17 protein-coding genes and 1 tRNA gene are annotated in these 21,850 nt (G+C 63.8%); 15 read left to right on the top strand and 3 right to left on the bottom strand.

The window, feature by feature from the left end; all coding sequences use genetic code 11:
- Positions 1 to 27 precede the first annotated feature (27 nt).
- A complete protein-coding gene (locus ACEN9K_RS16035) occupies positions 28 to 1,245 on the bottom strand; it encodes a pyridoxal phosphate-dependent aminotransferase (RefSeq protein ID WP_018769116.1) in 1,218 nt (405 codons plus the stop codon).
- A 276-nt stretch (positions 1,246 to 1,521) separates the two neighbouring features.
- On the opposite strand from ACEN9K_RS16035, the gene ACEN9K_RS16030 reads away from it, so the two are divergent.
- From ACEN9K_RS16030 to rplL, 9 genes are all read left to right on the top strand, one after another.
- Positions 1,522 to 1,594: transfer RNA gene (locus tag ACEN9K_RS16030), tRNA-Trp, on the top strand.
- Between the two features lie 82 nt (positions 1,595 to 1,676).
- The gene (gene secE / locus ACEN9K_RS16025; RefSeq protein WP_056388913.1) at positions 1,677 to 1,961 is read left to right on the top strand and encodes a preprotein translocase subunit SecE; all 285 of its coding nucleotides are present in this window, start codon (positions 1,677 to 1,679) and stop codon (positions 1,959 to 1,961) included.
- 115 nt (positions 1,962 to 2,076) lie between these two features.
- On the top strand, positions 2,077 to 2,895 hold the full coding sequence (gene nusG, locus ACEN9K_RS16020; RefSeq protein ID WP_495634638.1) for a transcription termination/antitermination protein NusG: 819 nt from the start codon (positions 2,077 to 2,079) through the stop codon (positions 2,893 to 2,895).
- A 128-nt stretch (positions 2,896 to 3,023) separates the two neighbouring features.
- Positions 3,024 to 3,455, top strand: coding sequence for a 50S ribosomal protein L11 (rplK, locus tag ACEN9K_RS16015; RefSeq protein WP_003803853.1), 432 nt, complete (start codon positions 3,024 to 3,026; stop codon positions 3,453 to 3,455).
- A 178-nt stretch (positions 3,456 to 3,633) separates the two neighbouring features.
- Positions 3,634 to 4,341 carry a 50S ribosomal protein L1 gene (gene rplA / locus ACEN9K_RS16010; RefSeq protein ID WP_018769119.1) on the top strand — a complete coding sequence of 236 codons (708 nt, stop codon included), beginning with the start codon at positions 3,634 to 3,636 and terminating at the stop codon, positions 4,339 to 4,341.
- 132 nt (positions 4,342 to 4,473) lie between these two features.
- Positions 4,474 to 5,571: a GNAT family N-acetyltransferase gene (locus ACEN9K_RS16005; protein ID WP_495634637.1), complete on the top strand. Its 1,098-nt coding sequence runs from the start codon at positions 4,474 to 4,476 to the stop codon at positions 5,569 to 5,571.
- A gap of 7 nt (positions 5,572 to 5,578) precedes the next feature.
- The gene (locus tag ACEN9K_RS16000) at positions 5,579 to 6,697 is read left to right on the top strand and encodes a GNAT family N-acetyltransferase (protein WP_223992301.1); all 1,119 of its coding nucleotides are present in this window, start codon (positions 5,579 to 5,581) and stop codon (positions 6,695 to 6,697) included.
- A gap of 297 nt (positions 6,698 to 6,994) precedes the next feature.
- Positions 6,995 to 7,576, top strand: coding sequence for a 50S ribosomal protein L10 (gene rplJ, locus ACEN9K_RS15995; RefSeq protein WP_018769122.1), 582 nt, complete (start codon positions 6,995 to 6,997; stop codon positions 7,574 to 7,576).
- A gap of 78 nt (positions 7,577 to 7,654) precedes the next feature.
- Positions 7,655 to 8,032 carry a 50S ribosomal protein L7/L12 gene (rplL, locus tag ACEN9K_RS15990; protein WP_018769123.1) on the top strand — a complete coding sequence of 126 codons (378 nt, stop codon included), beginning with the start codon at positions 7,655 to 7,657 and terminating at the stop codon, positions 8,030 to 8,032.
- A 72-nt stretch (positions 8,033 to 8,104) separates the two neighbouring features.
- Here the strand turns inward: rplL and ACEN9K_RS15985 are convergent, their stop codons facing one another.
- Both ACEN9K_RS15985 and ACEN9K_RS15980 read right to left on the bottom strand, forming a co-directional pair.
- Entirely contained in the window at positions 8,105 to 8,602 is a 498-nt protein-coding gene (locus ACEN9K_RS15985) for an aminoacyl-tRNA deacylase (protein WP_144600751.1), read from the bottom strand.
- The gene (locus ACEN9K_RS15980; protein ID WP_026265738.1) at positions 8,602 to 9,801 is read right to left on the bottom strand and encodes an acetyl-CoA C-acetyltransferase; all 1,200 of its coding nucleotides are present in this window, start codon (positions 9,799 to 9,801) and stop codon (positions 8,602 to 8,604) included. Before ACEN9K_RS15980 ends, ACEN9K_RS15985 begins: the two co-directional genes overlap by 1 nt.
- A gap of 255 nt (positions 9,802 to 10,056) precedes the next feature.
- Here ACEN9K_RS15980 and ACEN9K_RS15975 point away from each other — a divergent pair, with 255 nt between their 5' ends.
- The 6 genes from ACEN9K_RS15975 (at position 10,057) to fusA (ending at position 21,785) form a co-directional block, all read left to right on the top strand.
- Positions 10,057 to 10,548: a hypothetical protein gene (locus ACEN9K_RS15975; protein WP_478223099.1), complete on the top strand. Its 492-nt coding sequence runs from the start codon at positions 10,057 to 10,059 to the stop codon at positions 10,546 to 10,548.
- A gap of 309 nt (positions 10,549 to 10,857) precedes the next feature.
- Positions 10,858 to 14,367, top strand: a complete 3,510-nt coding sequence (rpoB, locus tag ACEN9K_RS15970; RefSeq protein WP_018769127.1) for a DNA-directed RNA polymerase subunit beta — start codon at positions 10,858 to 10,860, stop codon at positions 14,365 to 14,367.
- A 103-nt stretch (positions 14,368 to 14,470) separates the two neighbouring features.
- On the top strand, positions 14,471 to 18,370 hold the full coding sequence (locus tag ACEN9K_RS15965) for a DNA-directed RNA polymerase subunit beta' (protein ID WP_223992294.1): 3,900 nt from the start codon (positions 14,471 to 14,473) through the stop codon (positions 18,368 to 18,370).
- Positions 18,371 to 18,754: 384 nt separating this feature from the next.
- Positions 18,755 to 19,129 carry a 30S ribosomal protein S12 gene (gene rpsL, locus ACEN9K_RS15960; RefSeq protein WP_009358312.1) on the top strand — a complete coding sequence of 125 codons (375 nt, stop codon included), beginning with the start codon at positions 18,755 to 18,757 and terminating at the stop codon, positions 19,127 to 19,129.
- A 1-nt stretch (position 19,130) separates the two neighbouring features.
- The gene (gene rpsG / locus ACEN9K_RS15955) at positions 19,131 to 19,601 is read left to right on the top strand and encodes a 30S ribosomal protein S7 (RefSeq protein ID WP_003803829.1); all 471 of its coding nucleotides are present in this window, start codon (positions 19,131 to 19,133) and stop codon (positions 19,599 to 19,601) included.
- A 69-nt stretch (positions 19,602 to 19,670) separates the two neighbouring features.
- Positions 19,671 to 21,785 (top strand): elongation factor G, encoded by a 2,115-nt coding sequence (gene fusA / locus ACEN9K_RS15950; protein ID WP_018769129.1) that lies wholly within the window; start codon positions 19,671 to 19,673, stop codon positions 21,783 to 21,785.
- Positions 21,786 to 21,850: the final 65 nt, after the last annotated feature.

Raw genomic sequence — 21,850 nt, 5'->3', positions numbered from 1 at the left:
TTGTTCCTGCGGAAGGTGATGGAGCGACTACTGGGCCTTGCCCAGGAAGTCCTGCAGGCGCTGGACGCCCGTGGCGAGGTCGTCGTCGCCCAGGGCGTAGGACAGGCGCAGGTAGCCCGAGGGGCCGAAGGCTTCGCCGGGAACCACTGCCACCTCAACCTCGTCAAGGATGAGCGAGGCCAGTTCCGCGGAGGTCTGCGGCGTGGCCGTACCGGACGCGGTCGGGAATTCCTTGCCCAGCAGGGCACGGACGTCCGCGTACACGTAGAAGGCGCCCTTCGGCGTCGGGCATTCCACTCCGTCGATCGCGTTCAGTCCTGCCACGATCGCCTTGCGCCGGCGGTCGAACGCAACCTTCATTTCGTCCACGGCGGTCAGCGGACCGGACACGGCGGCGAGGGCGGCGATCTGCATGATGTTGGACACGTTGGAGGTGGCGTGCGACTGCAGGTTGGTGGCAGCCTTGATGACGTCGGCCGGGCCGATCATCCAGCCCACGCGCCACCCGGTCATGGCGTACGTCTTGGCAACGCCGTTGAGGATGACCACCTTGTCGCCCAGTTCGGGGGCCGCGGTGGCGATCGACGTGAACGGCACGCCGTCGTAGGTCAGGTGCTCATAGATTTCGTCCGTGACCACCCACAGGCCCTTGGCGGCGGCCCACTTGCCGATTTCCGCCACCTGCTCAGGGGAGTAGACGGCGCCGGTGGGGTTCGACGGCGAGACGAACAGCAGGATCTTGGTGCGGTCCGTCACGGCTGCTTCGAGCTGTTCGACGGTCACCAGGTAATCCTGTTCGGGGCCGGCGAAAACCTCCACGGGGACGCCGCCGGCGAGCCGGATGGCCTCCGGGTACGTGGTCCAGAACGGGGTGGGAACGATGACTTCGTCGCCCGGATCCACCAGGGTGGCGAAGGTGTTGTAGACGGCCTGCTTGCCGCCGTTGGTGACCAGGACCTGGGAGGGGTCCACCTGGTAGCCGGAATCGCGGAGGGTCTTCTCGGCGATGGCCTTCTTCAGCTCGGGCAGGCCGCCGGCGGGGGAGTAGCGGTGGAACTTGGGCTGCCCCGCAGCCTCGATTGCCGCCTGCACGATGTAGTCCGGGGTGGGGAAGTCGGGTTCACCCGCGCCGAAGCCAATAACGGGCCGGCCAGCTGCCTTCAGCGCCTTGGCCTTGGCATCGACGGCCAGGGTTGCGGATTCGGCAATTGCGGAAATGCGTTGGGAAACGCGGGCGGCAGACATGGCAGGTCCGTTCTTCGCTTGCAGCCGGGTGGCTGGAATGTGGGATTCGACGAGTTCTACTCTATGCTGTTCACCGGACCCTCCGGGGAGCCGGTTTTGATTTATGACTGCCCTGCGCAGCACCTTTCAGGCCGGACTTCGGACGGACCGGGCCGGGCTGGTTTTACCTACGCGAAGTTCTTGCGTAGACTGGTTCACCGGTGTTGAAACACGGATGATGACGTGCGCCCCAGTTCAAGCTGGTGTTGGGTCGTCAAAGAGTGGAATTCACTCCATAGGGTAGTGGCGCAATTGGTAGCGCAGCGGTCTCCAAAACCGCAGGTTGCAGGTTCGAGTCCTGTCTGCCCTGCGCAAGCTGCTCCGGGCGAAAGCCCGGGGCAGGCGCAGCAACCATGGTTCTGATCAGGGCCGGGTAATCCACCATTGCAAAGATGAGCGAGGACCAGGTGACCGAAACAGCTGCCAGCAGCTCCAAGGGCCGCCCAGCTAAGAAGGAAGCCAAGGCAAACTTCTTCGCCCGCATTGCACTCTTTGTCCGCCAGATTATCGGCGAACTGAAGAAGGTTGTTGCCCCCACCCGCAAGGAACTGATCAACTACACGCTCGTGGTGCTGGTGTTCGTGGCCATCATGATGGTCATCGTCAGCCTGCTGGACATTGGTTTCGGAACCGCTGTCAGCTGGATCTTCGGCGGTACCGGCCCCAAGGACAGCTAAGGCTGCACAGTCCGCAGGCCGCGTGTTCCATCCGGGAAACCGGAAGGGATGCGCCGGTGTGCGGGATTGAGCCATTTAAATAGGCATGTTAGGCAATGAGGAAGCAGGAGACCAAGTGTCTGAGCAGGAGCTCGAGGTAACCGAGACGGGGCTGGAAGAATCCCCGGACGTCACGGCAGAAGCCCGTGAAGAGTCCGAGGTTGAGTCCTCCACGCCCGAATCCGACGACGCCGCCTCCGACGTGGTAGTTGCTGCCGAAGGCGATGCATCAGACGCTGACGGGGAAGACGAGTCCGCCGACGCCCTCGCCGCCGCGGCAGCAGCTGCAGCCGTGGATCCCGCTGAGGAGTTCAAGGCCAAGCTGCGCCGTCAGGAAGGTGACTGGTACGTCATCCACTCGTACGCAGGTTACGAAAACCGCGTGAAGGCCAACCTTGAAACCCGCATCCAGACCCTGGACATGGAAGATTACATCTTCGAAATCCAGGTGCCCATGGAAGAAGTCGTGGAGATCAAGAACGCCCAGCGCAAGGTGATCAACCGCGTCCGCATCCCCGGCTACGTCCTGGTCCGCATGGACCTGACCGACGCCTCCTGGGGCGCCGTCCGCCACACCCCCGGCGTCACCGGATTCGTGGGCAACGCCCACAACCCGGTCCCGCTGCGCCTTGACGAGGTCTTCTCCATGCTCGCCCCTGTCTTCGAAGAGGAACAAGCCGAGAAGGGCAAGCCGGTCAACAAGCAGAACCAGGCTCCCGTGGCCGTCGACTTCGAGGTCGGTGAATCCGTCATCGTCAAGGAAGGTCCCTTCGAGACCCTTCCCGCCACGATCTCCGAGATCAAGCCCGAGTCCCAGACCCTCGTGGTGCTGGTCTCCATCTTCGAGCGCGAAACGCCCGTCACCCTGGCGTTCAACCAGGTCACCAAGATCTGAGAATCCTAGAATTCGTCCCGGCGCCGCCCGCTTAGCTGCACCGGAACGGCCGGCCGCCTTGCCATGGCGGCCAAAAACCTGAGGCACGCTCCTGTGCCCCAGGACGTTATTGAGAGAAGGACCCTACATTGGCTCCCAAGAAGAAGGTCACCGGCCTCATCAAGCTGCAGATCCAGGCAGGTGCCGCCAACCCGGCCCCGCCGATCGGTCCTGCGCTTGGCCAGCACGGTGTCAACATCATGGAATTCTGCAAGGCGTACAACGCTGCGACGGAAGCCCAGCGCGGAAACGTCATCCCCGTGGAAATCACGGTCTACGAAGACCGTTCCTTCACGTTCATTACCAAGACCCCGCCGGCTGCAGAACTCATCAAGAAGGCTGCAGGCGTCGCCAAGGGTTCAGCAACCCCGCACACCGTCAAGGTTGCCAAGCTGACCCAGGCCCAGGTCAACGAGATCGCCTCCACCAAAATGGAAGACCTCAACGCCACCAGCCTCGAAGGCGCAGCGAAGATCATCGCCGGCACCGCCCGCTCCATGGGCATCACCGTCGAGGGCTAACCACCCTTCCCGCTGTCCAGCGTCAGGTAGTTGACGACGACGGGCGGCACCGCCGGGACACCGGCACCAAACACATTGAAATGTTGGTCATCCGGGCCGGATAACGAACCGGATCACCGACTGTGGCAGGGCCCAGCGCGGTCCGCAGACCACAACTGCACAAGGAGAAATAAGCAGCATGGCAAAGCGCAGCAAAGCATATGAGGCAGCAGCCGCCAAGATCGACGCGGAGAAGCACTACGCACCGTTCGAGGCAGTAACGCTGGCCAAGGACACCAACCCGTCCAAGTTCGACGCCACGGTTGAGGTTGCCTTCCGCCTCGGCGTTGACCCCCGCAAGGCCGACCAGATGGTCCGCGGCACCGTCAACCTGCCCCACGGCACCGGTAAGACGGCCCGCGTCCTGGTCTTCGCCACGGGCGACAAGGCTGAGGCCGCAATCGCAGCCGGCGCCGACTTCGTTGGTTCCGACGACCTGATCGAAAAGATCGCCGCCGGCTGGACCGACTTCGACGCCGCCGTTGCCACCCCTGACCTCATGGGCAAGGTTGGCCGCCTCGGTAAGGTCCTGGGTCCGCGTAACCTGATGCCGAACCCCAAGACGGGCACCGTGACCCCCGACGTCACCAAGGCCGTCAACGACATCAAGGGTGGAAAGATCGACTTCCGCGTCGACAAGCACTCCAACCTGCACTTCATCATCGGCAAGGTTTCCTTCGACGCCGTGAAGCTGGCCGAGAACTACGCAGCCGCACTGGAAGAGGTCCTTCGCCTCAAGCCGTCCGCATCCAAGGGCCGCTACATCCAGAAGGCCACCGTGGCCACCACGTTCGGCCCGGGCATCTCCGTTGACCCCAACGTCACCAAGGTGCTCACCGAGGCGTAAATCCTCAGCAGCGTCCCGTGCCTTCCGGCACTTCTGAAGGGACCGTCCGGCTACCAGCCGGGCGGTCCCTTCAGGCGTTAAACGCCGCTTGCGCACCCTCGACAGCCGTCCACGGCTGGCTACGCTTGGGGAATGACGCAGCCGAACGCCCTGGTGATTTCCGCCGTCGTTGTTCCTCCGTCAACCGAGGGCGGCAGCGACTTTCAGGACTTCAACGACTGCCAGACAATGCGGGAAGCGCACGAACTGCAGACATGGGGCGACCTTGACCGTGGCTACACCTACGCGGAGGAGGTGGAACACTGGTGCGGCACCGCATACGAGGCGCGGCACCTCTTTGTCGCCCGGCTGGGCAAGGAACCGGTGGGCATGTGTTCGGTGACGCTGCCCCTGCGGGAGAACACCGCCACGGCAGGGATCAACGTCCTGGTGGCGCCGGCCTTCCGGCGGCGCGGGCTGGGGCGGCGGCTCCTTGACCACGCGGAGAAGGTGGCCCGCGCCAACAACCGGACGTCGCTGGATGGCTACTTTGAACTCCCTGCCCGCCTGGTGGATGACGCGGGTCCGCTGGTACCTGCCATGTCGGGGGCCGGGGGACTTCCTTTGGCTGACCCGGCCACCTCCTTCGCCCTGTCCGCCGGGTACCGGCTGGAACAGGTGGAGCGTTCCAGCCGGCTCGCCCTCCCCGTTCCGGCACAACGGCTGGCGCGGCTGGAGGCTGATGCCCTCAGCCACGCCGGCGATTATCGGCTGACGGTCTGGGACGTGCACTGTCCGGACCCGTTGATCGCCCGGTACGCCGCCCTGCGGGCACAAATGAGCACCGATGCGCCCACCGCCGGGATGGACTGGGAACGCGAGGACTGGGACGCCGCCCGCGTCCGGGACGATGAGCAGGCGCTGGCCAGGAGCGGCGTGCACTCATCCGTGGCGGCGGCCCTGCACCGCCGCACCGGTGAGCTGGTGGCCTATACCGTCCTGACTTGGCGGCCGCTGGTGCCGGGGTCGCTGCTCCAGCAGGACACCCTGGTGTCGGAGGAACACCGCGGCCACCGGCTGGGCATGCTGGTCAAGGTGGCCAACCTCCGCCGCGCACAGGAAAAGTGGCCCCGGGCGCGCTCGGTCCTGACATGGAATGCCAGCGAAAACCAGCATATGCTGGCGATAAATACCGCACTTGGATTCAGGCCCGCTGGCTATGAAGGTGAGTGGCAGAAACGGCTGGGATGATGCCCGAATGGCAATAGACGTAAAGATCGAGCAGCTTTGGATCCCCGACTCACTGGACACCCCCGACGCAGCGGACTTCCTTGCCGCCGTCGAAGTCGGCCGCAAGGTGCGGATGGCCACGTGGGGCAGCGACGATCTGGCTTACGGTCCACTGGAGAAGCTGCTTGAGTTCGCGGATCCGTATGAGCGCCAGCTGATCCTCGTGGCCAAGGTGGATGGCACCATTGTGGGAACGGTGGACATTGCACTGCCGCTGACTGACCACCTGGACCTCGCCGAACTCACTTTGGACATCCTCCCCGAGTACCAGCGGCAGGGCGTGGGACGGCGGCTGCTGGAGGCAGCCGAACAACTGGCAAGGGGGGAAGGGCGCAGCATGATCCTGGTGGACACCAACCACCCCGGCGCGTCCCTGTCTGAGTTTGAACAGGCCCTGCTGGTTCCCGGTACCGGCCAGGGGTTCGTGCCGCTGGAGAGCCGCGAAGTGGAGTTCGCGCAGAAGACCGGATACACGCTGCAGCACATCGAGCAGTTCAGCTCCTGCCGCTTGCCGCTGGACAGCAAGCTGGTGGCGGACCTCCAGGCTGAGGCCGACGAAGCAAACAACGGCAGGTACAGGCTGCACCACTGGACCGACCGCTGCCCGGAACGCTGGCTGGAGGCCGTGGCCGTCCTGGAAAACCAGGCCGGGGCCGATTTGGATCCCTCGCTGGACGCACCCGTCGAGCAGGAGATGGTGTTCGACGGCGGCATCCTGCGGGAGGCGGAGGACGTCGCCATCGCACAGGGCCGCAGGACGGTGGTCACCGCCGTCGAACACATCGCCACCGGAGCCCTGGTGGGACTCACCACCATCACCGTGCTGGCACACCGGGCCGACGTCGTGTTCCAGGACGACACCCTGGTTTTGCAGGAACACCGCGGCAACAAGCTGGGCCTGCTCATCAAGGTGGCCAACATGGAGCGGCTCAGCGAGCAGTTCCCGGACGCCCGCATCATCTACACCTGGAACGCGCCGGAGAACCGGTACCTCCTGACCGTCAACAGGCAGCTCGGATTCCAGACGGCCGGCGTCACCGGGATCTGGCAAAAGGAGCTCCCCACGTTGCACGCCAGTACCAGCTGAGTCCCCGATTTGGCGGACCGGCAACGCCTCGCGTAAGCTGGGAGTACCAAAGACCGTCGGTTGTTGGAAATCCACTCTCCTGAACATGGCTCAACTCTGCAGTTGTGCTCCGGGGACCACAGTGGTTTTCCGGACGAAGGACCCTCAACGCAGGGCGGCCGGCGCAGGTGAACGAAGCAAAGCTCCGCGGTACAGCCGTGTTGAGCCAAGCCCCGTGCATCTGCGCGGGGCGTTTTTAGTTTTAGCTCTCTTGAGCGGGGACCGTCGAATACCGGCACTATCCCCGGAAGGAGGGTTATGGCAACGCCTACCAAGGTTTCAGCAGTAGCTGAGATCACTAACGATTTCAAGGAATCGAACGCCGCTGTCCTGACCGAATACCGCGGGCTCACCGTTGCACAGCTCAAGCAGCTGCGTGTTTCTCTCGGCCAGGACACCAAGTTCGCGGTCGTCAAGAACACCCTGACCGCCATTGCAGCCAAGGAAGCCGGCGTCGAAGCATTCGACGGCCAGCTTGCCGGCCCCACTGCAATCGCGTTCATCAAGGGTGACGCAGTTGCCGCTGCCAAGAGCCTGACGGATTTTGCCAAGGCCAACAAGCAGCTGGTCATCAAGACCGGTTACTTCGAGGGCAAGGCGCTGGACGCCACCGAGGTTGCCGCACTTGCTGCCCTCGAGTCCCGTGAGCTGCAGCTCGCCAAGGTTGCAGGTGTCCTCAAGGCACCGGCCGCCGCAGCTGCACGCATCATCGACGCACTGCGCCTCAAGCTTGAAGAAGAGAACGGTGCACCGGCAGCTGCCGAAGCGCCCGCCGCTGAAGAAGCCCCCGCCGCTGAAGCTGAAGCTGCCGCTGAAGCTCCCGCTGCCGAAGAGAACTGATTCTCTTACCCCCACCAGACTCCGGTGCCCCTCAGGCCATGCGCCATTGCGGACACCACAACAGGAAGGACGCCTACCATGGCGAAGCTCAGCAACGAAGAGCTCATTGAAGCTTTCAAGGAACTGACCATCATCGAGCTCTCCGAGTTCGTCAAGCTCTTCGAAGAGACCTTCGAAGTTACCGCCGCTGCTGTTGCAGTTGCCGGCCCCGCCGGTGGCGGAGCTGCTGAAGAGGTTGAAGAGAAGACCGACTTCGACGTCATCCTCGAAGCTGCCGGCGACAAGAAGATCGCAGTCATCAAGGAAGTTCGCGCCATCACCTCCCTCGGCCTCAAGGAAGCCAAGGACCTGGTTGACGGTGCCCCCAAGGCTGTCCTCGAAGGCGCCAACAAGGAAGCTGCCGAGAAGGCCAAGGAGCAGCTCGAGGCTGCAGGCGCCACCGTTACCCTCAAGTAACAACGCCTTTTCCTCAGGAAACCCCGTCCACTCCGGTGGGCGGGGTTTTCTGCCTTAAACGGGTCTCCCGCGTTACGCGGGGTCGCTGATATCCGCCACAACCGCGTCCAGGGCTGCGGTCAGGGCATCGGCGTCAACGAACGCACTGTAGCCATGGGCGCCGGCCCCCATGGAGATCCGTCGCCCAGTGATCGTGGCGTCGGCATAGACCGGCCAGGCGGTGGTGCTCCCCAGCGGAGTGATCGTGCCCCGCTCATAGCCGGTTGCCTCCAGCGCGGCAGCGGCGGGCGGGAGGGACAGCTTGTTGACGCCTACCAGGGCGCGGAGCTTGGGCCAGGAGATCTGCCGGTCGCCCGGGACCAGGGCGAACAAAAAGGTGCCGTCCTTGTGCTTGACCACCAGGGATTTGACGATGTCGGCCGGGCTGATGCCCAGGATGCCGGCTGCCTCTTCGAGGCTCTTTGCTGCCGGGCGCTGCACCACGTCAACCTGCAGGCCGCGGGCCGCGGCGTCAGCCAGGAAGCGTTCCCGTCCGACGCCGTCCGTTCCGTTTCCGGATGCGCCCGCCATCAGTCGCGGTACAGCAGGAGGGCCTCGCCCTGCCCGCCTCCGCCGCAGAGGGACACGGCGGCTTTGCCCGTTCCGCGCCGTTTCAGCTCATGGGCCGCATGGGCCGCCAGCCGTGCGCCCGAGGCCCCGATCGGATGTCCCAGCGCGATGGCACCGCCGTGTATGTTGCACTTTTCCAGGGGGTAGTCCAGGTCCTTCAGGGACTGTACCGCCACGGATCCGAAGGCCTCATTGATCTCGATGAAGTCAAGGTCCGCAGTGCTCCACCCGGCCTTGCCCAAGGCGTTCATGATGGCGTTTGACGGCTGGGAATGCAGGGAGTTGTCAGGGCCGGCCACCTGTCCCGGCTTTCCCACCACGGCCAGGTACTCCAGCCCGTTCTCCTCCGCGTAGCCTCGGGATGCGAGCACCAGGGCGGCGGCGCCGTCGGACAGGGGAGAGGAGTTACCGGCGGTGATGGTGCCATCGGTGACGAACGCTGCGCGCAGGCCTGCCAGCGACTCCACCGAGGTGTTGGGGCGGACGCCCTCGTCGGAATCCACCACCAGGGGCTCGCCCTTGCGCTGCTTCACGCTGATGGGTGCGATCTCGCCGTCGAACGTTCCGTTCTTTGCCGCCAGCGCCGCGCGCTGGTGGGACTGGGCGGCAACGTTGTCCTGCGACGTGCGGTCAATGCCCAGCGTGAGGTTCCGTGTTTCCGTGGACAGGCCCATGGACTGGCCGTCGAAGGCATCGGTCAAGCCGTCATGGGCGGCAGCGTCCAGCGCCTGGATGGAGCCGTACGTCCATCCTTGGCGGGACCCCGGGAGCAGGTGCGGCGCGCGGCTCATCGACTCCTGGCCGCCGGCCACCACCACCGCGGCCTCGCCGGCACGGATCATCCGGGCGGCGTCGATCACCGCCGTCAGGCCTGAAAGACACACCTTGTTGACTGTGACCGCGGGGACGTTCCAGCCGATGCCGGCGCCGACGGCGCTCTGCCGCGCTGGATTCTGCCCCGCACCGGCCTGAAGCACCTGGCCCATGATCACGGCCTCCACGTCGCCGGTGCCGACGCCGCTGGATTCCAGTGCGGCTTTGATGGCGTGGGCGCCAAGGTCCACGGCGGTGAGACTCGAGAGCTGGCCGTTGATCCGGCCCTGCGGAGTCCGTGCTGCCCCGAGGATGACAACGTCACTGTTGTCGGGAGAGTTGCCCATGGTTTTCACTTTCAGTCCGGTTCCGGTGTAAGCCACCAAGGCTATCGTGACCCTGGTCACCCAACTATTCAAACGCTGGAACCCCTATGTGCATTCCTGAATCAGTTCGTTCCACACGCGGCAGGGGAGAGGTACCCATCGGCAGCGTTGTGCACGACGGCGGCCTCTTGCGTAGGGTGGACGGCGAGGCTTTGCAGGGGCACATGCTTTGCAGGGGGACAGATGGTCCGGAGCCGGGACGGACGGAGCGACACAGTGAAGACGACAACTATCGCGGCAGCCACGGCAGCCACCGCCTTGCTGGTGGGCGGAATGATGGCAGCCTGCTCGGTGTCCACCCCGGCGCCGGCGGAATCGGTCCAGTCGACCGCATCGCCGGAGCAGACCCGGGATGCGGCCGGCAGCAGCCCCCTGGCCACCGGCGGCACGGCAAGCCAGGGTGCCAGGGCGGGCGGAACCCGGGAAGCCTGCGAGCTCTTCAACAGGCTGGTGGCGGATTACTCCGCTGTTGCACCCACTGACTCCAAGGGCTATGAGGACGTGTACCTGAAGGCCCAGGACGCCAAGGACACTGTCTCCGGGGATCTGCAGGGACTGTTTGCCTCCCTGAGCCTGCTGGCCATCGACCACTCATCCGCGGCGGAGGCCGGAGCCAAGCCGGCGCCGGAGTCCCAGGACGCGGTGCGGGACGCCGTCTTCGCCAACTCCGCGGCTTGCACGGCGGCGGGCGTCACGCTCAGGCTCTAGCATCCGGGCGGCGCCCTAGGGTTCCCCAAAAATCAGGTGCTTGCAATCCGGCCGGATGTGGGGTAGACACGTAGGTTATTTTGCCGTATCGTAGATATTTGCGTCTTCCCTGTTTACCTTCAGCCTTCATATAGCGGTGGGCTTTGCCTGGCAGCTGGCAATCAACGTGCCGTAACAACGGTCACAGCATAGTCAGTATCAGGTCCCGGGTCATATAGCGGAACCGGATGGTAGCGCTGCGGAGTCACTCCGCAGGGTGCACAGCGGGGGAGATCTGAAAACGCCTGAAGGTCTGTGGAAGGATCCCTCTTGGTCGCCTCGAGCACCTCTAATAACGAAACCGCTAACACTGCCGACAGCACTGATGGTGCCACTCGCCGGCTCTCATTCGCAAAGATTCACGAACCTCTTGACGTTCCGAATCTGCTTGCCCTGCAGACGGACAGCTTTGACTGGCTGGTCGGCAATGAGCGCTGGCAGGCACGCGTGGCAAAGGCTGTCGAAGAAAACGATCTCAGCGTCGCCACCACGTCCGGCCTGTCGGACATCTTCGAAGAGATCTCCCCGATCGAGGATTTCCAGGGCACTATGTCCCTGAGCTTCTCCGATCCGGAGTTCGCTGACCCCAAGTACACCATGGCCGAATGCAAGGACCGGGACGCAACGTACTCGGCTCCGCTGTACGTCAAGGCCGAGTTCATGAACAACAACACGGGCGAAATCAAGCAGCAGACCGTGTTCATGGGTGACTTCCCGCTGATGACCGAGAAGGGCACCTTTGTCGTCAACGGCACCGAGCGTGTCGTCGTCTCCCAGCTGGTCCGTTCCCCGGGCGCCTACTTCGAGCGCGCCGCTGACAAGACCAGCGACAAGGACATCTTCACCGCGAAGATCATCCCGTCCCGCGGTGCCTGGTTTGAGCTCGAGATCGACAAGCGCGACCAGGTCGGTGTCCGCCTCGACCGCAAGCGCAAGCAGTCCGTCACCGTCCTGCTGAAGGCCCTTGGCTGGACCGAAGGCCAGATCCTCGAAGAGTTCGGCCAGTACGACTCCATGCGGGCAACCTTGGAGAAGGACGCCACCGAGACCCGCGAAGACGCCCTGCTGGACATCTACCGCAAGCTGCGTCCGGGCGAGCCGCCCACCGTCGAGGCTGCCCAGTCCCTGCTGGACAACCTGTACTTCAACTCCAAGCGCTACGATCTGGCCAAGGTTGGCCGCTACAAGATCAACCGCAAGCTGGGCATCGACCGCTCCCTTGGCGACAAGGAAGCTTCTGTCCTGCACGTTGAAGACATCGTTGCCATGATCAAGTTCCTCGTCGCGCTGCACGCCGGCGAGAAGACCATCAAGGGCACCCGCGATGGCCAGGAAGTGGACCTGCGCGTCGAAATCGACGACATCGACCACTTCGGCAACCGCCGCATCCGCGCCGTTGGCGAGCTCATCGAGAACCAGGTCCGCACGGGCCTGTCCCGCATGGAGCGCGTTGTCCGCGAGCGTATGACCACCCAGGACGTCGAGGCCATCACGCCGCAGACCCTGATCAACATCCGCCCCGTGGTCGCAGCCATCAAGGAGTTCTTCGGAACCTCCCAGCTGTCGCAGTTCATGGACCAGAACAACCCGCTCTCGGGCCTGACCCACAAGCGCCGCCTGTCGGCCCTTGGCCCCGGTGGTCTGTCCCGTGACCGCGCCGGCATGGAAGTCCGTGACGTGCACCCGTCCCACTACGGACGTATGTGCCCCATCGAAACCCCTGAAGGCCCCAACATCGGCCTGATCGGTTCGCTGGCATCCTACGGACGCATCAACCCGTTCGGGTTCATCGAAACCCCGTACCGCCTGGTCAAGGACGGCGTCGTGTCCGACGACGTCCAGTACCTGACAGCCGACGACGAGGCCGAGGTCCTGATCGCCCAGGCCAACGCGCCGCTGGACGAGAACAACAAGTTCGCTGAAGACACCGTGCTGGTCCGTGCCCGTGGTGGTGGGGGCGAGCCCGTCCTGGTTCCGGCCGCGGACGTTGAGTTCATGGACGTCTCCCCGCGCCAGATGGTGTCCGTGGCTACCGCCCTGATCCCGTTCCTGGAGCACGACGACGCCAACCGCGCACTCATGGGTGCCAACATGCAGCGCCAGGCTGTGCCGCTGGTCCGTTCCGAGGCTCCGTTCGTGGGCACCGGCATGGAGCGCGCTGCCGCCGTCGACGCCGGTGACGTTGTCATCGCCAAGAAGGCGGGTGTGGTCACCGAGGTTTCCGCCGAGCTCGTCATCATGCTCAACGACGACGGCACCGAGACCAACTACCGCATCAACAAGTTCGCCCGCTCCAACCAGGGCAACTGCTACAACCACCGCGTCCTGGTGAACGAAGGCCAGCGCCTGGAAGTTGGCGGCATCATCGCCGACGGCCCGGCAACGGACCAGGGCGAGCTCGCACTGGGCAAGAACCTGCTCGTGGCATTCATGTCATGGGAAGGCCACAACTTCGAGGACGCCATCATCCTCTCGCAGCGCATCGTTGCCGAGGACGTCCTTTCCTCCATCCACATAGAGGAGCACGAGATCGATGCCCGCGACACCAAGCTTGGTGCCGAGGAGATCACCCGTGACATCCCCAACGTGTCCGAGGAAGTCCTTGCAGGCCTGGACGAGCGCGGCATCATCCACATCGGTGCCGAGGTTGAAGCAGGGGACATCCTGGTTGGAAAGGTCACCCCGAAGGGTGAAACCGAACTGACCCCGGAAGAGCGCCTGCTGCGCGCCATCTTCGGTGAGAAGTCCCGCGAAGTCCGCGACACCTCCCTGAAGGTGCCCCACGGCGAGTCCGGCACCGTCATCGGCGTCCGCGTCTTCGACCGCGACAACGACGACGAGCTGCCCCCGGGCGTGAACCAGCTGGTCCGCGTCTACGTGGCCGCCAAGCGCAAGATCACCGACGGCGACAAGCTCGCCGGCCGCCACGGCAACAAGGGTGTTATCTCCAAGATCCTCCCCGTTGAGGACATGCCCTTCCTTGCAGACGGTACCCCCGTTGACATCGTCCTGAACCCGCTGGGTGTTCCGGGCCGTATGAACGTGGGGCAGGTGCTCGAAACCCACCTTGGCTGGGTTGCCAAGACCGGTTGGAAGATCGAAGGCGAGCCGGAGTGGGTCAAGCAGCTGCCGAACCTGCCGCGCGAGAGTGGTCCCACCACTGTTGCGACGCCGGTGTTCGACGGTGCCCGCGAAGAGGAAATCACGGGCCTGCTGGATTCCACCAATGTGACCCGCGATGGTGAGCGCCTGATCAACTCCTCCGGCAAGACCCGCCTGTTTGACGGCCGCTCCGGCGAGCCGTTCCCGGATCCGATCTCGGTCGGCTACATGTACATCCTGAAGCTCCACCACCTGGTGGACGACAAGATCCACGCACGCTCCACCGGCCCGTACTCCATGATCACGCAGCAGCCCCTGGGTGGTAAGGCACAGTTCGGTGGCCAGCGCTTCGGTGAAATGGAAGTGTGGGCGCTCGAAGCTTACGGCGCCGCCTACACGCTCCAGGAACTCCTCACGATCAAGTCGGATGACATCCACGGTCGTGTGAAGGTCTACGAAGCGATCGTCAAGGGCGAGAACATCCCCGAGCCGGGCGTTCCCGAATCCTTCAAGGTCTTGATCAAGGAAATGCAGTCGCTGTGCCTGAACGTGGAAGTCCTTTCCACGGACGGAACCACAATTGAAATGCGTGACTCTGATGACGCAGTCTTCACGGCTGCGGAGGAACTGGGCATCGATCTGTCTCGCGCAGAGCCCAGCTCCGTAGAAGAGGTCTAGCAGGAGGTTTGCGACGGCGGGTGACCACCCGCCGTCGTACGCCCCCTCCCTCATCCCGCACCAAGACTTCAGAATTTAGAGAACAAGAGAGAACAGGGACCATATGTCCAGCGAATCCTCCTTCGGCCTCATGCAGATCGGCCTCGCCACCGCGGAAGACATCCGCGGCTGGTCGTACGGCGAGGTTAAGAAGCCGGAAACCATCAACTACCGCACGCTCAAGCCCGAGAAGGACGGCCTCTTCTGCGAGAAGATCTTCGGCCCGTCCCGGGACTGGGAATGCTACTGCGGCAAGTACAAGCGCGTGCGCTTCAAGGGCATCATCTGTGAGCGCTGTGGCGTTGAAGTCACCCGCGCCAAGGTCCGCCGTGAGCGCATGGGCCACATCGAACTGGCCGCCCCCGTCACGCACATCTGGTACTTCAAGGGTGTTCCGTCCCGCCTGGGCTACCTCCTTGACCTGGCCCCGAAGGACCTCGAAAAGGTCATCTACTTCGCCGCCTACATGATCACCAGCGTCGACGAAGCTGCCCGCCACGAGGAACTGCCCAACCTGCAGGTTGAGCACGACATCGAGAAGAAGCAGCTGATCGACAACCGCGATGCCGACATCGCCGCGATCGCCCGCGACCTCGAAGGCGAAATCGCACGCCTCGAAGGCGAAGGCGCCAAGGCTGCCGACAAGAAGAAGGCCCGCGACTCCGCCGACCGCCAGATGGCCAACGTGCGCAAGCGTGCCGACGCCGACATCGAGCGCCTCGAGCAGGTCTGGGACCGCTTCAAGAACCTGAAGGTCGCCGACCTCGAAGGTGACGAAGGCCTGTACCGCGAACTGCGCGACCGCTACGGCATGTACTTCGAGGGCTCCATGGGTGCCGAAGCCATCAAGAAGCGCCTTGAGAACTTCGACATGCAGGCCGAGTCCGACCTGCTGCGCGACGTCATCGCCAACGGCAAGGGCCAGCGCAAGACCCGCGCCCTCAAGCGCCTGAAGGTGGTCAACGCGTTCCTGACCACCAACAACAGCCCGCTTGGCATGGTCCTCGACGCCGTCCCGGTGATCCCGCCGGAACTGCGCCCCATGGTCCAGCTGGACGGTGGCCGCTTCGCGACCTCCGACCTCAACGACCTCTACCGCCGCGTGATCAACCGCAACAACCGCCTCAAGCGCCTGCTTGACCTGGGTGCTCCGGAGATCATCGTCAACAACGAGAAGCGCATGCTTCAGGAAGCTGTTGACAGCCTCTTCGACAACGGCCGCCGCGGCCGTCCGGTCACCGGACCGGGCAACCGTCCGCTGAAGTCCCTGAGCGACATGCTCAAGGGCAAGCAGGGCCGTTTCCGCCAGAACCTCCTCGGCAAGCGCGTCGACTACTCCGGCCGTTCGGTCATCGTCGTCGGCCCGCAGCTGAAGCTGCACCAGTGCGGCCTGCCCAAGCAGATGGCCCTGGAGCTCTTCAAGCCGTTCGTGATGAAGCGCCTGGTTGACCTCAACCACGCCCAGAACATCAAGTCGGCCAAGCGGATGGTGGAGCGCTACCGCCCGCAGGTCTGGGACGTGCTCGAAGAGATCATCACCGAACACCCGGTGCTGCTCAACCGTGCACCTACCCTGCACCGCCTGGGCATCCAGGCGTTCGAGCCGCAGCTTGTCGAAGGCAAGGCAATCCAGCTTCACCCGCTGGTTTGTGGCGCGTTCAACGCCGACTTCGACGGCGACCAGATGGCAGTGCACCTGCCGCTGAGCCCCGAGGCGCAGGCTGAGGCCCGCATCCTGATGCTGTCCTCGAACAACATCCTGAAGCCCTCCGACGGACGCCCGGTCACCCTGCCTTCGCAGGATATGATCATCGGCCTTTACCACCTGACCACAAAGCGTGTCGGTTCAGCCGGCGAAGGCCGCATCTTCGGTTCGGTTTCGGAAGCCATCATGGCGTTCGATGCCCGCGAGCTGCACCTGAACTCGCAGGTCAAGATCCGCCTCGAAGGCTTCGTGCCCTACGCCGGCTGGGAAGCTCCGGAAGGCTGGGAGCCGGGTCAGCCCGCACTCGTCCAGACCTCCCTGGGCCAGGTCCTCTTCAACGAGACCCTGCCCGAGGACTACCCCTGGGTTGAGGCTGTTGCCGACAAGGGCGAACTGTCCCGCATCGTCAACGACCTTGCCGAGCGCTACCCGAAGGTCGTCACCGCAGCAACGCTGGACAACCTGAAGGATGCCGGTTTCTACTGGGCCACCCGTTCGGGCGTCACCGTCGCCATCTCCGACATCGAGGTCCCGGCCGCCAAGCCGGAAATCCTTGCCGGGTACGAAGAGCGGGCCGCCAAGATCCAGGGCCAGTACGACAAGGGCCTGATCGACGACGACGAGCGCCGCCAGGAACTGATCGAGATCTGGAACAAGGCCACCAACGACATCGCCTCGGTGATGCGCGAAAGCCTGTCCCCGATGAACACCATCAACCGCATGGTGTCCTCAGGTGCACGTGGTAACTGGATGCAGGTCCGCCAGATCGCGGGTATCCGTGGCCTGGTGGCCAACCCGAAGGGTGAGATCATCCCGCGCCCCATCAAGTCCTCCTACCGTGAGGGCCTGTCGGTGCTGGAATACTTCATCGCCACCCACGGCGCCCGTAAGGGCCTGGCCGATACCGCTCTGCGTACCGCCAACTCGGGTTACCTGACCCGTCGTCTGGTGGACGTCTCCCAGGACGTCATCGTCCGCGAAGAAGACTGCGGCACCGAGCGTGGCCTGGTCACGCCCATCGCCGTCGCCGACTCCAACGGTGAGCTCGTCCTGGACGAGAACGTCGAGAACAGCGCCTACGCACGTACGCTGGCCGTCGACGTCGTTGACTCCGAGGGCAACGTCCTCGCAGCCGCCGGCACCGACTGCGGCGACGTCGTCATCGCCGAGCTCTTCAAGGCAGGCATCACTGAGGTCAAGGTCCGTTCCGTGCTCACCTGTGAGTCCAGCGTGGGCACCTGCGCCCTGTGCTACGGCCGTTCGCTGGCCACCGGCAAGACCGTGGACATCGGCGAGGCCGTGGGCATCATCGCCGCACAGTCCATCGGTGAACCCGGTACCCAGCTGACCATGCGTACGTTCCACACCGGTGGTGCAGTTTCCGCCGGTGGTGGCGACGACATCACCCAGGGTCTGCCCCGTATCCAGGAGCTCTTCGAAGCCCGTACTCCGAAGGGTGTCGCCCCGATTGCTGAAGCAGCCGGCCGCATCACCATCGAAGAGTCCGAGCGCCAGATGCGCCTGGTCATCACCCCGGACGACGGAACGGAAGAGATCGCTTACCCGGTCCTGCGCCGTTCACGCCTGCTGATCGAAGACGGCGACCACGTCTCCGTCGGACAGAAGCTGATCAACGGCCCGGTGGACCCCAAGCAGGTCCTGCGCATCATGGGTCCGCGTGCGGCACAGAAGTTCCTGGTGGACGAGGTCCAGGGCGTGTACCGCAGCCAGGGCATCGGTATCCACGACAAGCACGTCGAGGTTATCGTCCGCCAGATGCTGCGCCGCGTCACGGTCATCGAGTCCGGCGAATCGGACCTGCTGCCCGGCGAGCTCGCCGAGCGCAGCCGGTTCGAGGAAGCGAACCGCCGCGTCGTGTCCGAGGGCAAGACTCCGGCTTCCGGACGTCCCGAGCTCATGGGCATCACCAAGGCGTCGCTGGCCACCGAGTCCTGGTTGTCCGCAGCTTCCTTCCAGGAGACCACCCGCGTCCTGACGCAGGCGGCCATGGAAGGCAAGAGCGATCCGCTGCTGGGCCTGAAGGAAAACGTCATCATCGGTAAGCTGATCCCGGCCGGCACGGGCCTCCCGCGCTACACCGAGGTCACCGTCGAGCCCACTGAGGAAGCAAAGGCCAACCTGTTCACCGGCCCCAGCGCATTCAGTGACTTCTCGTACGACACCCTGGGCGGTGACGGAGCTCCCGAGTTCCACGCCATCCCGCTGGATGACTACGACCTGGGCAACGACTTTCGGTAACCAACTCCGGTAGAGCCTTACGAGGGGATGGTCCCGCACCGAAAGGTGGGGGACCATCCGCTTTAACCCCCCGATTAAGGCATGGAGCCTGTCCGTGCTAGACTTGTTACCAATTGTTATTGTGGCAGTGGATGAGAGCGCCGGTATCAGCTGAAAAGCTGGACCAGAGCGACGTTTCCGGTTTGCAGGGTTCTTGTGCAACGTATGCCACATTTTCGCATGCCTAGGGACTTGTCCGACGCCAGTCGCCCCCGGGAATGCGATCCGACTATTAAGGCTTCGCCTTCGCCGCCCTGGAGATCTTCTTCAAGGCCCGGGCGGCGGGGCAACGCAACAGGAGAGTGGCCGGAAACAGCCACTCCGGATAAAACGGAGAACACGAGAGTGCCTACGATTAACCAGCTGGTCCGCAAGGGCCGCACGCCTAAGGTCTCAAAGACCAAGGCTCCCGCGCTTAAGGGCAGCCCCATGCGCCGCGGTGTCTGCACCCGCGTCTACACCACCACCCCGAAGAAGCCGAACTCGGCTCTGCGTAAGGTGGCACGTGTGCGCCTCAACGGCGGCGTGGAAGTTACCGCCTACATCCCCGGTGTTGGCCACAACCTGCAGGAGCACTCCATTGTGCTCGTTCGCGGTGGTCGTGTGAAGGACCTCCCGGGTGTCCGCTACAAGATCGTCCGTGGCGCCCTCGATACCCAGGGTGTGAAGAACCGTAAGCAGGCCCGCAGCCGCTACGGCGCAAAGATGGAGAAGAAGTAATATGCCTCGCAAGGGTCCGGCCCCCAAGCGGCCGCTCGTTTCGGATCCGGTATACGGTTCCCCGCTGGTAACCCAGCTCATCAACAAGGTGCTCGTTGACGGCAAGAAGTCCACGGCAGAGCGCATTGTCTACGGTGCACTCGAAGGCGCACGCGCCAAGTCCGGCGGCGACCCCGTAGCAGCACTCAAGAAGGCGATGGACAACGTCAAGCCTTCCCTCGAGGTCCGCTCCCGCCGTGTCGGTGGCGCCACCTACCAGGTTCCGGTTGAGGTCAAGCCCGGCCGCTCCACCGCACTCGCCCTGCGCTGGCTGGTTGGCTACTCCAAGGCCCGCCGCGAGAAGACGATGACCGAGCGTCTCCAGAACGAAATCCTGGATGCGTCCAACGGTCTCGGTGCCGCTGTGAAGCGTCGCGAAGACACCCACAAGATGGCCGAGTCCAACAAGGCCTTCGCACACTACCGCTGGTAATACTCCCCGGACGCCGCCGGCTCAACAGAGCCGGCGGCGAACGCGTAGTCCATCCCAAAAGGAGACCCCGTGGCACAGGACGTGCTTACCGACCTTAGTAAGGTCCGCAACATCGGCATCATGGCCCATATTGATGCCGGCAAGACCACCACCACCGAGCGCATCCTGTTCTACACGGGTGTGAACCACAAGATCGGCGAAACGCACGACGGCGCTTCGACCACCGACTGGATGGAACAGGAAAAGGAACGCGGCATCACCATCACGTCTGCCGCCGTGACCTGCTTCTGGGAAAACAACCAGATCAACATCATCGACACCCCCGGCCACGTTGACTTCACGGTTGAGGTTGAGCGCTCCCTGCGCGTCCTCGACGGTGCAGTCGCCGTCTTCGATGGCAAGGAAGGCGTTGAGCCGCAGTCCGAGACTGTTTGGCGCCAGGCTGACAAGTACAACGTTCCGCGTATCTGCTTCGTCAACAAGATGGACAAGCTCGGTGCTGACTTCTACTTCACCGTAGACACCATCATCAGCCGCCTCGGTGCCAAGCCGCTGGTCATGCAGCTGCCCATCGGTGCCGAGAACGACTTCATCGGCGTCGTTGACCTGCTCTACATGCGCGCCCTGGTGTGGCCCGGCGATGCCAAGGGTGACGTGACCATGGGTGCCAAGTACGAGATCCGCGAGATCCCGGCTGACCTCCAGGAAAAGGCTGAGGAATACCGCGCGACCCTCGTTGAGACTGTCGCTGAGTCCTCCGAGGAACTCATGGACAAGTACCTCGAGGGTGAAGAGATCTCGATCGACGAGCTCAAGGCCGGCATCCGCAAGATGACCATCAACTCCGAGCTGTACCCGATCTTCTGCGGTTCCGCCTTCAAGAACCGTGGCGTTCAGCCCATGCTCGACGCAGTTGTGGACTACCTGCCGAACCCGCTCGACGTCCCCCCGATGGTCGGCCACGATCCTCGCGACGAAGAGAAGGAACTGACCCGCAAGCCTTCATCGGAAGAGCCTTTCTCGGCTCTGGCGTTCAAGATTGCTGCGCACCCGTTCTTCGGCCAGCTCACCTTCATCCGCGTGTACTCCGGTCACGTGGAAGCAGGCGCCCAGGTGGTCAACTCCACCAAGGGTAAGAAGGAGCGCATCGGCAAGCTGTTCCAGATGCACGCCAACAAGGAAATGCCCGTTGAGGGCGCTACCGCAGGCCACATCTACGCAGCCATTGGCCTGAAGGACACCACCACGGGTGACACCCTGTGTGATGCCAACAACCAGATCGTGCTCGAGTCCATGAGCTTCCCGGAGCCCGTGATCTCGGTTGCCATCGAGCCGAACACCAAGGGTGACCAGGAGAAGCTCTCCACGGCCATCCAGAAGCTCTCCGCTGAGGACCCCACTTTCCAGGTGTCCCTCAACGAAGACACCGGCCAGACCATCATCGCCGGCATGGGCGAGCTCCACCTGGACATCCTGGTGGACCGCATGCGCCGCGAGTTCAAGGTCGAGGCAAACGTGGGCAAGCCCCAGGTTGCCTACCGCGAAACCATCAAGCGCGCCGTCGAACGCCACGACTACACGCACAAGAAGCAGACCGGTGGTTCGGGCCAGTTCGCAAAGATCCAGATCGCCATCGAGCCGCTGGACACCGCCGAAGGCGAGCTGTACGAGTTCGAGAACAAGGTCACCGGTGGCCGCGTTCCGCGCGAGTACATCCCGTCCGTTGACGCGGGCATCCAGGATGCACTGAACGACGGCGTCCTGGCCGGCTACCCGGTTGTAGGCATCAAGGCCACGCTGATTGACGGCGCGTACCACGATGTTGACTCTTCGGAAATGGCGTTCAAGATCGCCGGCCGTATGGCTTTCAAGGAAGCTGCACGCAAGGCGAACCCGGTTCTGCTCGAACCACTGATGGATGTCGAGGTCCGCACCCCTGAGGAATACATGGGTGAAGTTATCGGTGACCTCAACTCCCGCCGTGGCCAGATGCAGTCCATGGAAGATGCACAGGGCGTCAAGGTCATCCGTGCGCACGTTCCGCTGTCCGGCATGTTCGGCTACATCGGTGACCTGCGCTCCAAGACCCAGGGCCGCGCTGTGTACTCCATGACGTTCAACAGCTACGCCGAGGTCCCGAAGGCAGTTGCCGACGAGATCATCCAGAAGTCCCGCGGCGAGTAGTCCTTCCGGACTTTCAAAGCGAACACCTCGGTTGGGCAGTCCGCCAGCGGACAGCGCAGCCGGTG

It is taken from the genome of Pseudarthrobacter sp. Pseusp20, from assembly GCF_059492155.1.
Note: the sequence above shows the minus strand (reverse complement) of the source record. Positions and strands in the feature narration are given on the sequence as shown.

What these genes read in the sequence shown, in the direction of transcription:
- ACEN9K_RS16035 (WP_018769116.1), bottom strand. Translation starts at nt 1,245, where the DNA reads ATGTCTGCCGCCCGCGTTTCCCAACGCATTTCCGCAATTGCCGAATCC.
- secE (WP_056388913.1), top strand. Translation starts at nt 1,677, where the DNA reads ATGAGCGAGGACCAGGTGACCGAAACAGCTGCCAGCAGCTCCAAGGGC.
- rplA (WP_018769119.1), top strand. Translation starts at nt 3,634, where the DNA reads ATGGCAAAGCGCAGCAAAGCATATGAGGCAGCAGCCGCCAAGATCGAC.
- ACEN9K_RS16005 (WP_495634637.1), top strand. Translation starts at nt 4,474, where the DNA reads ATGACGCAGCCGAACGCCCTGGTGATTTCCGCCGTCGTTGTTCCTCCG.
- ACEN9K_RS16000 (WP_223992301.1), top strand. Translation starts at nt 5,579, where the DNA reads ATGGCAATAGACGTAAAGATCGAGCAGCTTTGGATCCCCGACTCACTG.
- rplJ (WP_018769122.1), top strand. Translation starts at nt 6,995, where the DNA reads ATGGCAACGCCTACCAAGGTTTCAGCAGTAGCTGAGATCACTAACGAT.
- rplL (WP_018769123.1), top strand. Translation starts at nt 7,655, where the DNA reads ATGGCGAAGCTCAGCAACGAAGAGCTCATTGAAGCTTTCAAGGAACTG.
- ACEN9K_RS15985 (WP_144600751.1), bottom strand. Translation starts at nt 8,602, where the DNA reads ATGGCGGGCGCATCCGGAAACGGAACGGACGGCGTCGGACGGGAACGC.
- ACEN9K_RS15980 (WP_026265738.1), bottom strand. Translation starts at nt 9,801, where the DNA reads ATGGGCAACTCTCCCGACAACAGTGACGTTGTCATCCTCGGGGCAGCA.
- ACEN9K_RS15965 (WP_223992294.1), top strand. Translation starts at nt 14,471, where the DNA reads ATGTCCAGCGAATCCTCCTTCGGCCTCATGCAGATCGGCCTCGCCACC.
- rpsG (WP_003803829.1), top strand. Translation starts at nt 19,131, where the DNA reads ATGCCTCGCAAGGGTCCGGCCCCCAAGCGGCCGCTCGTTTCGGATCCG.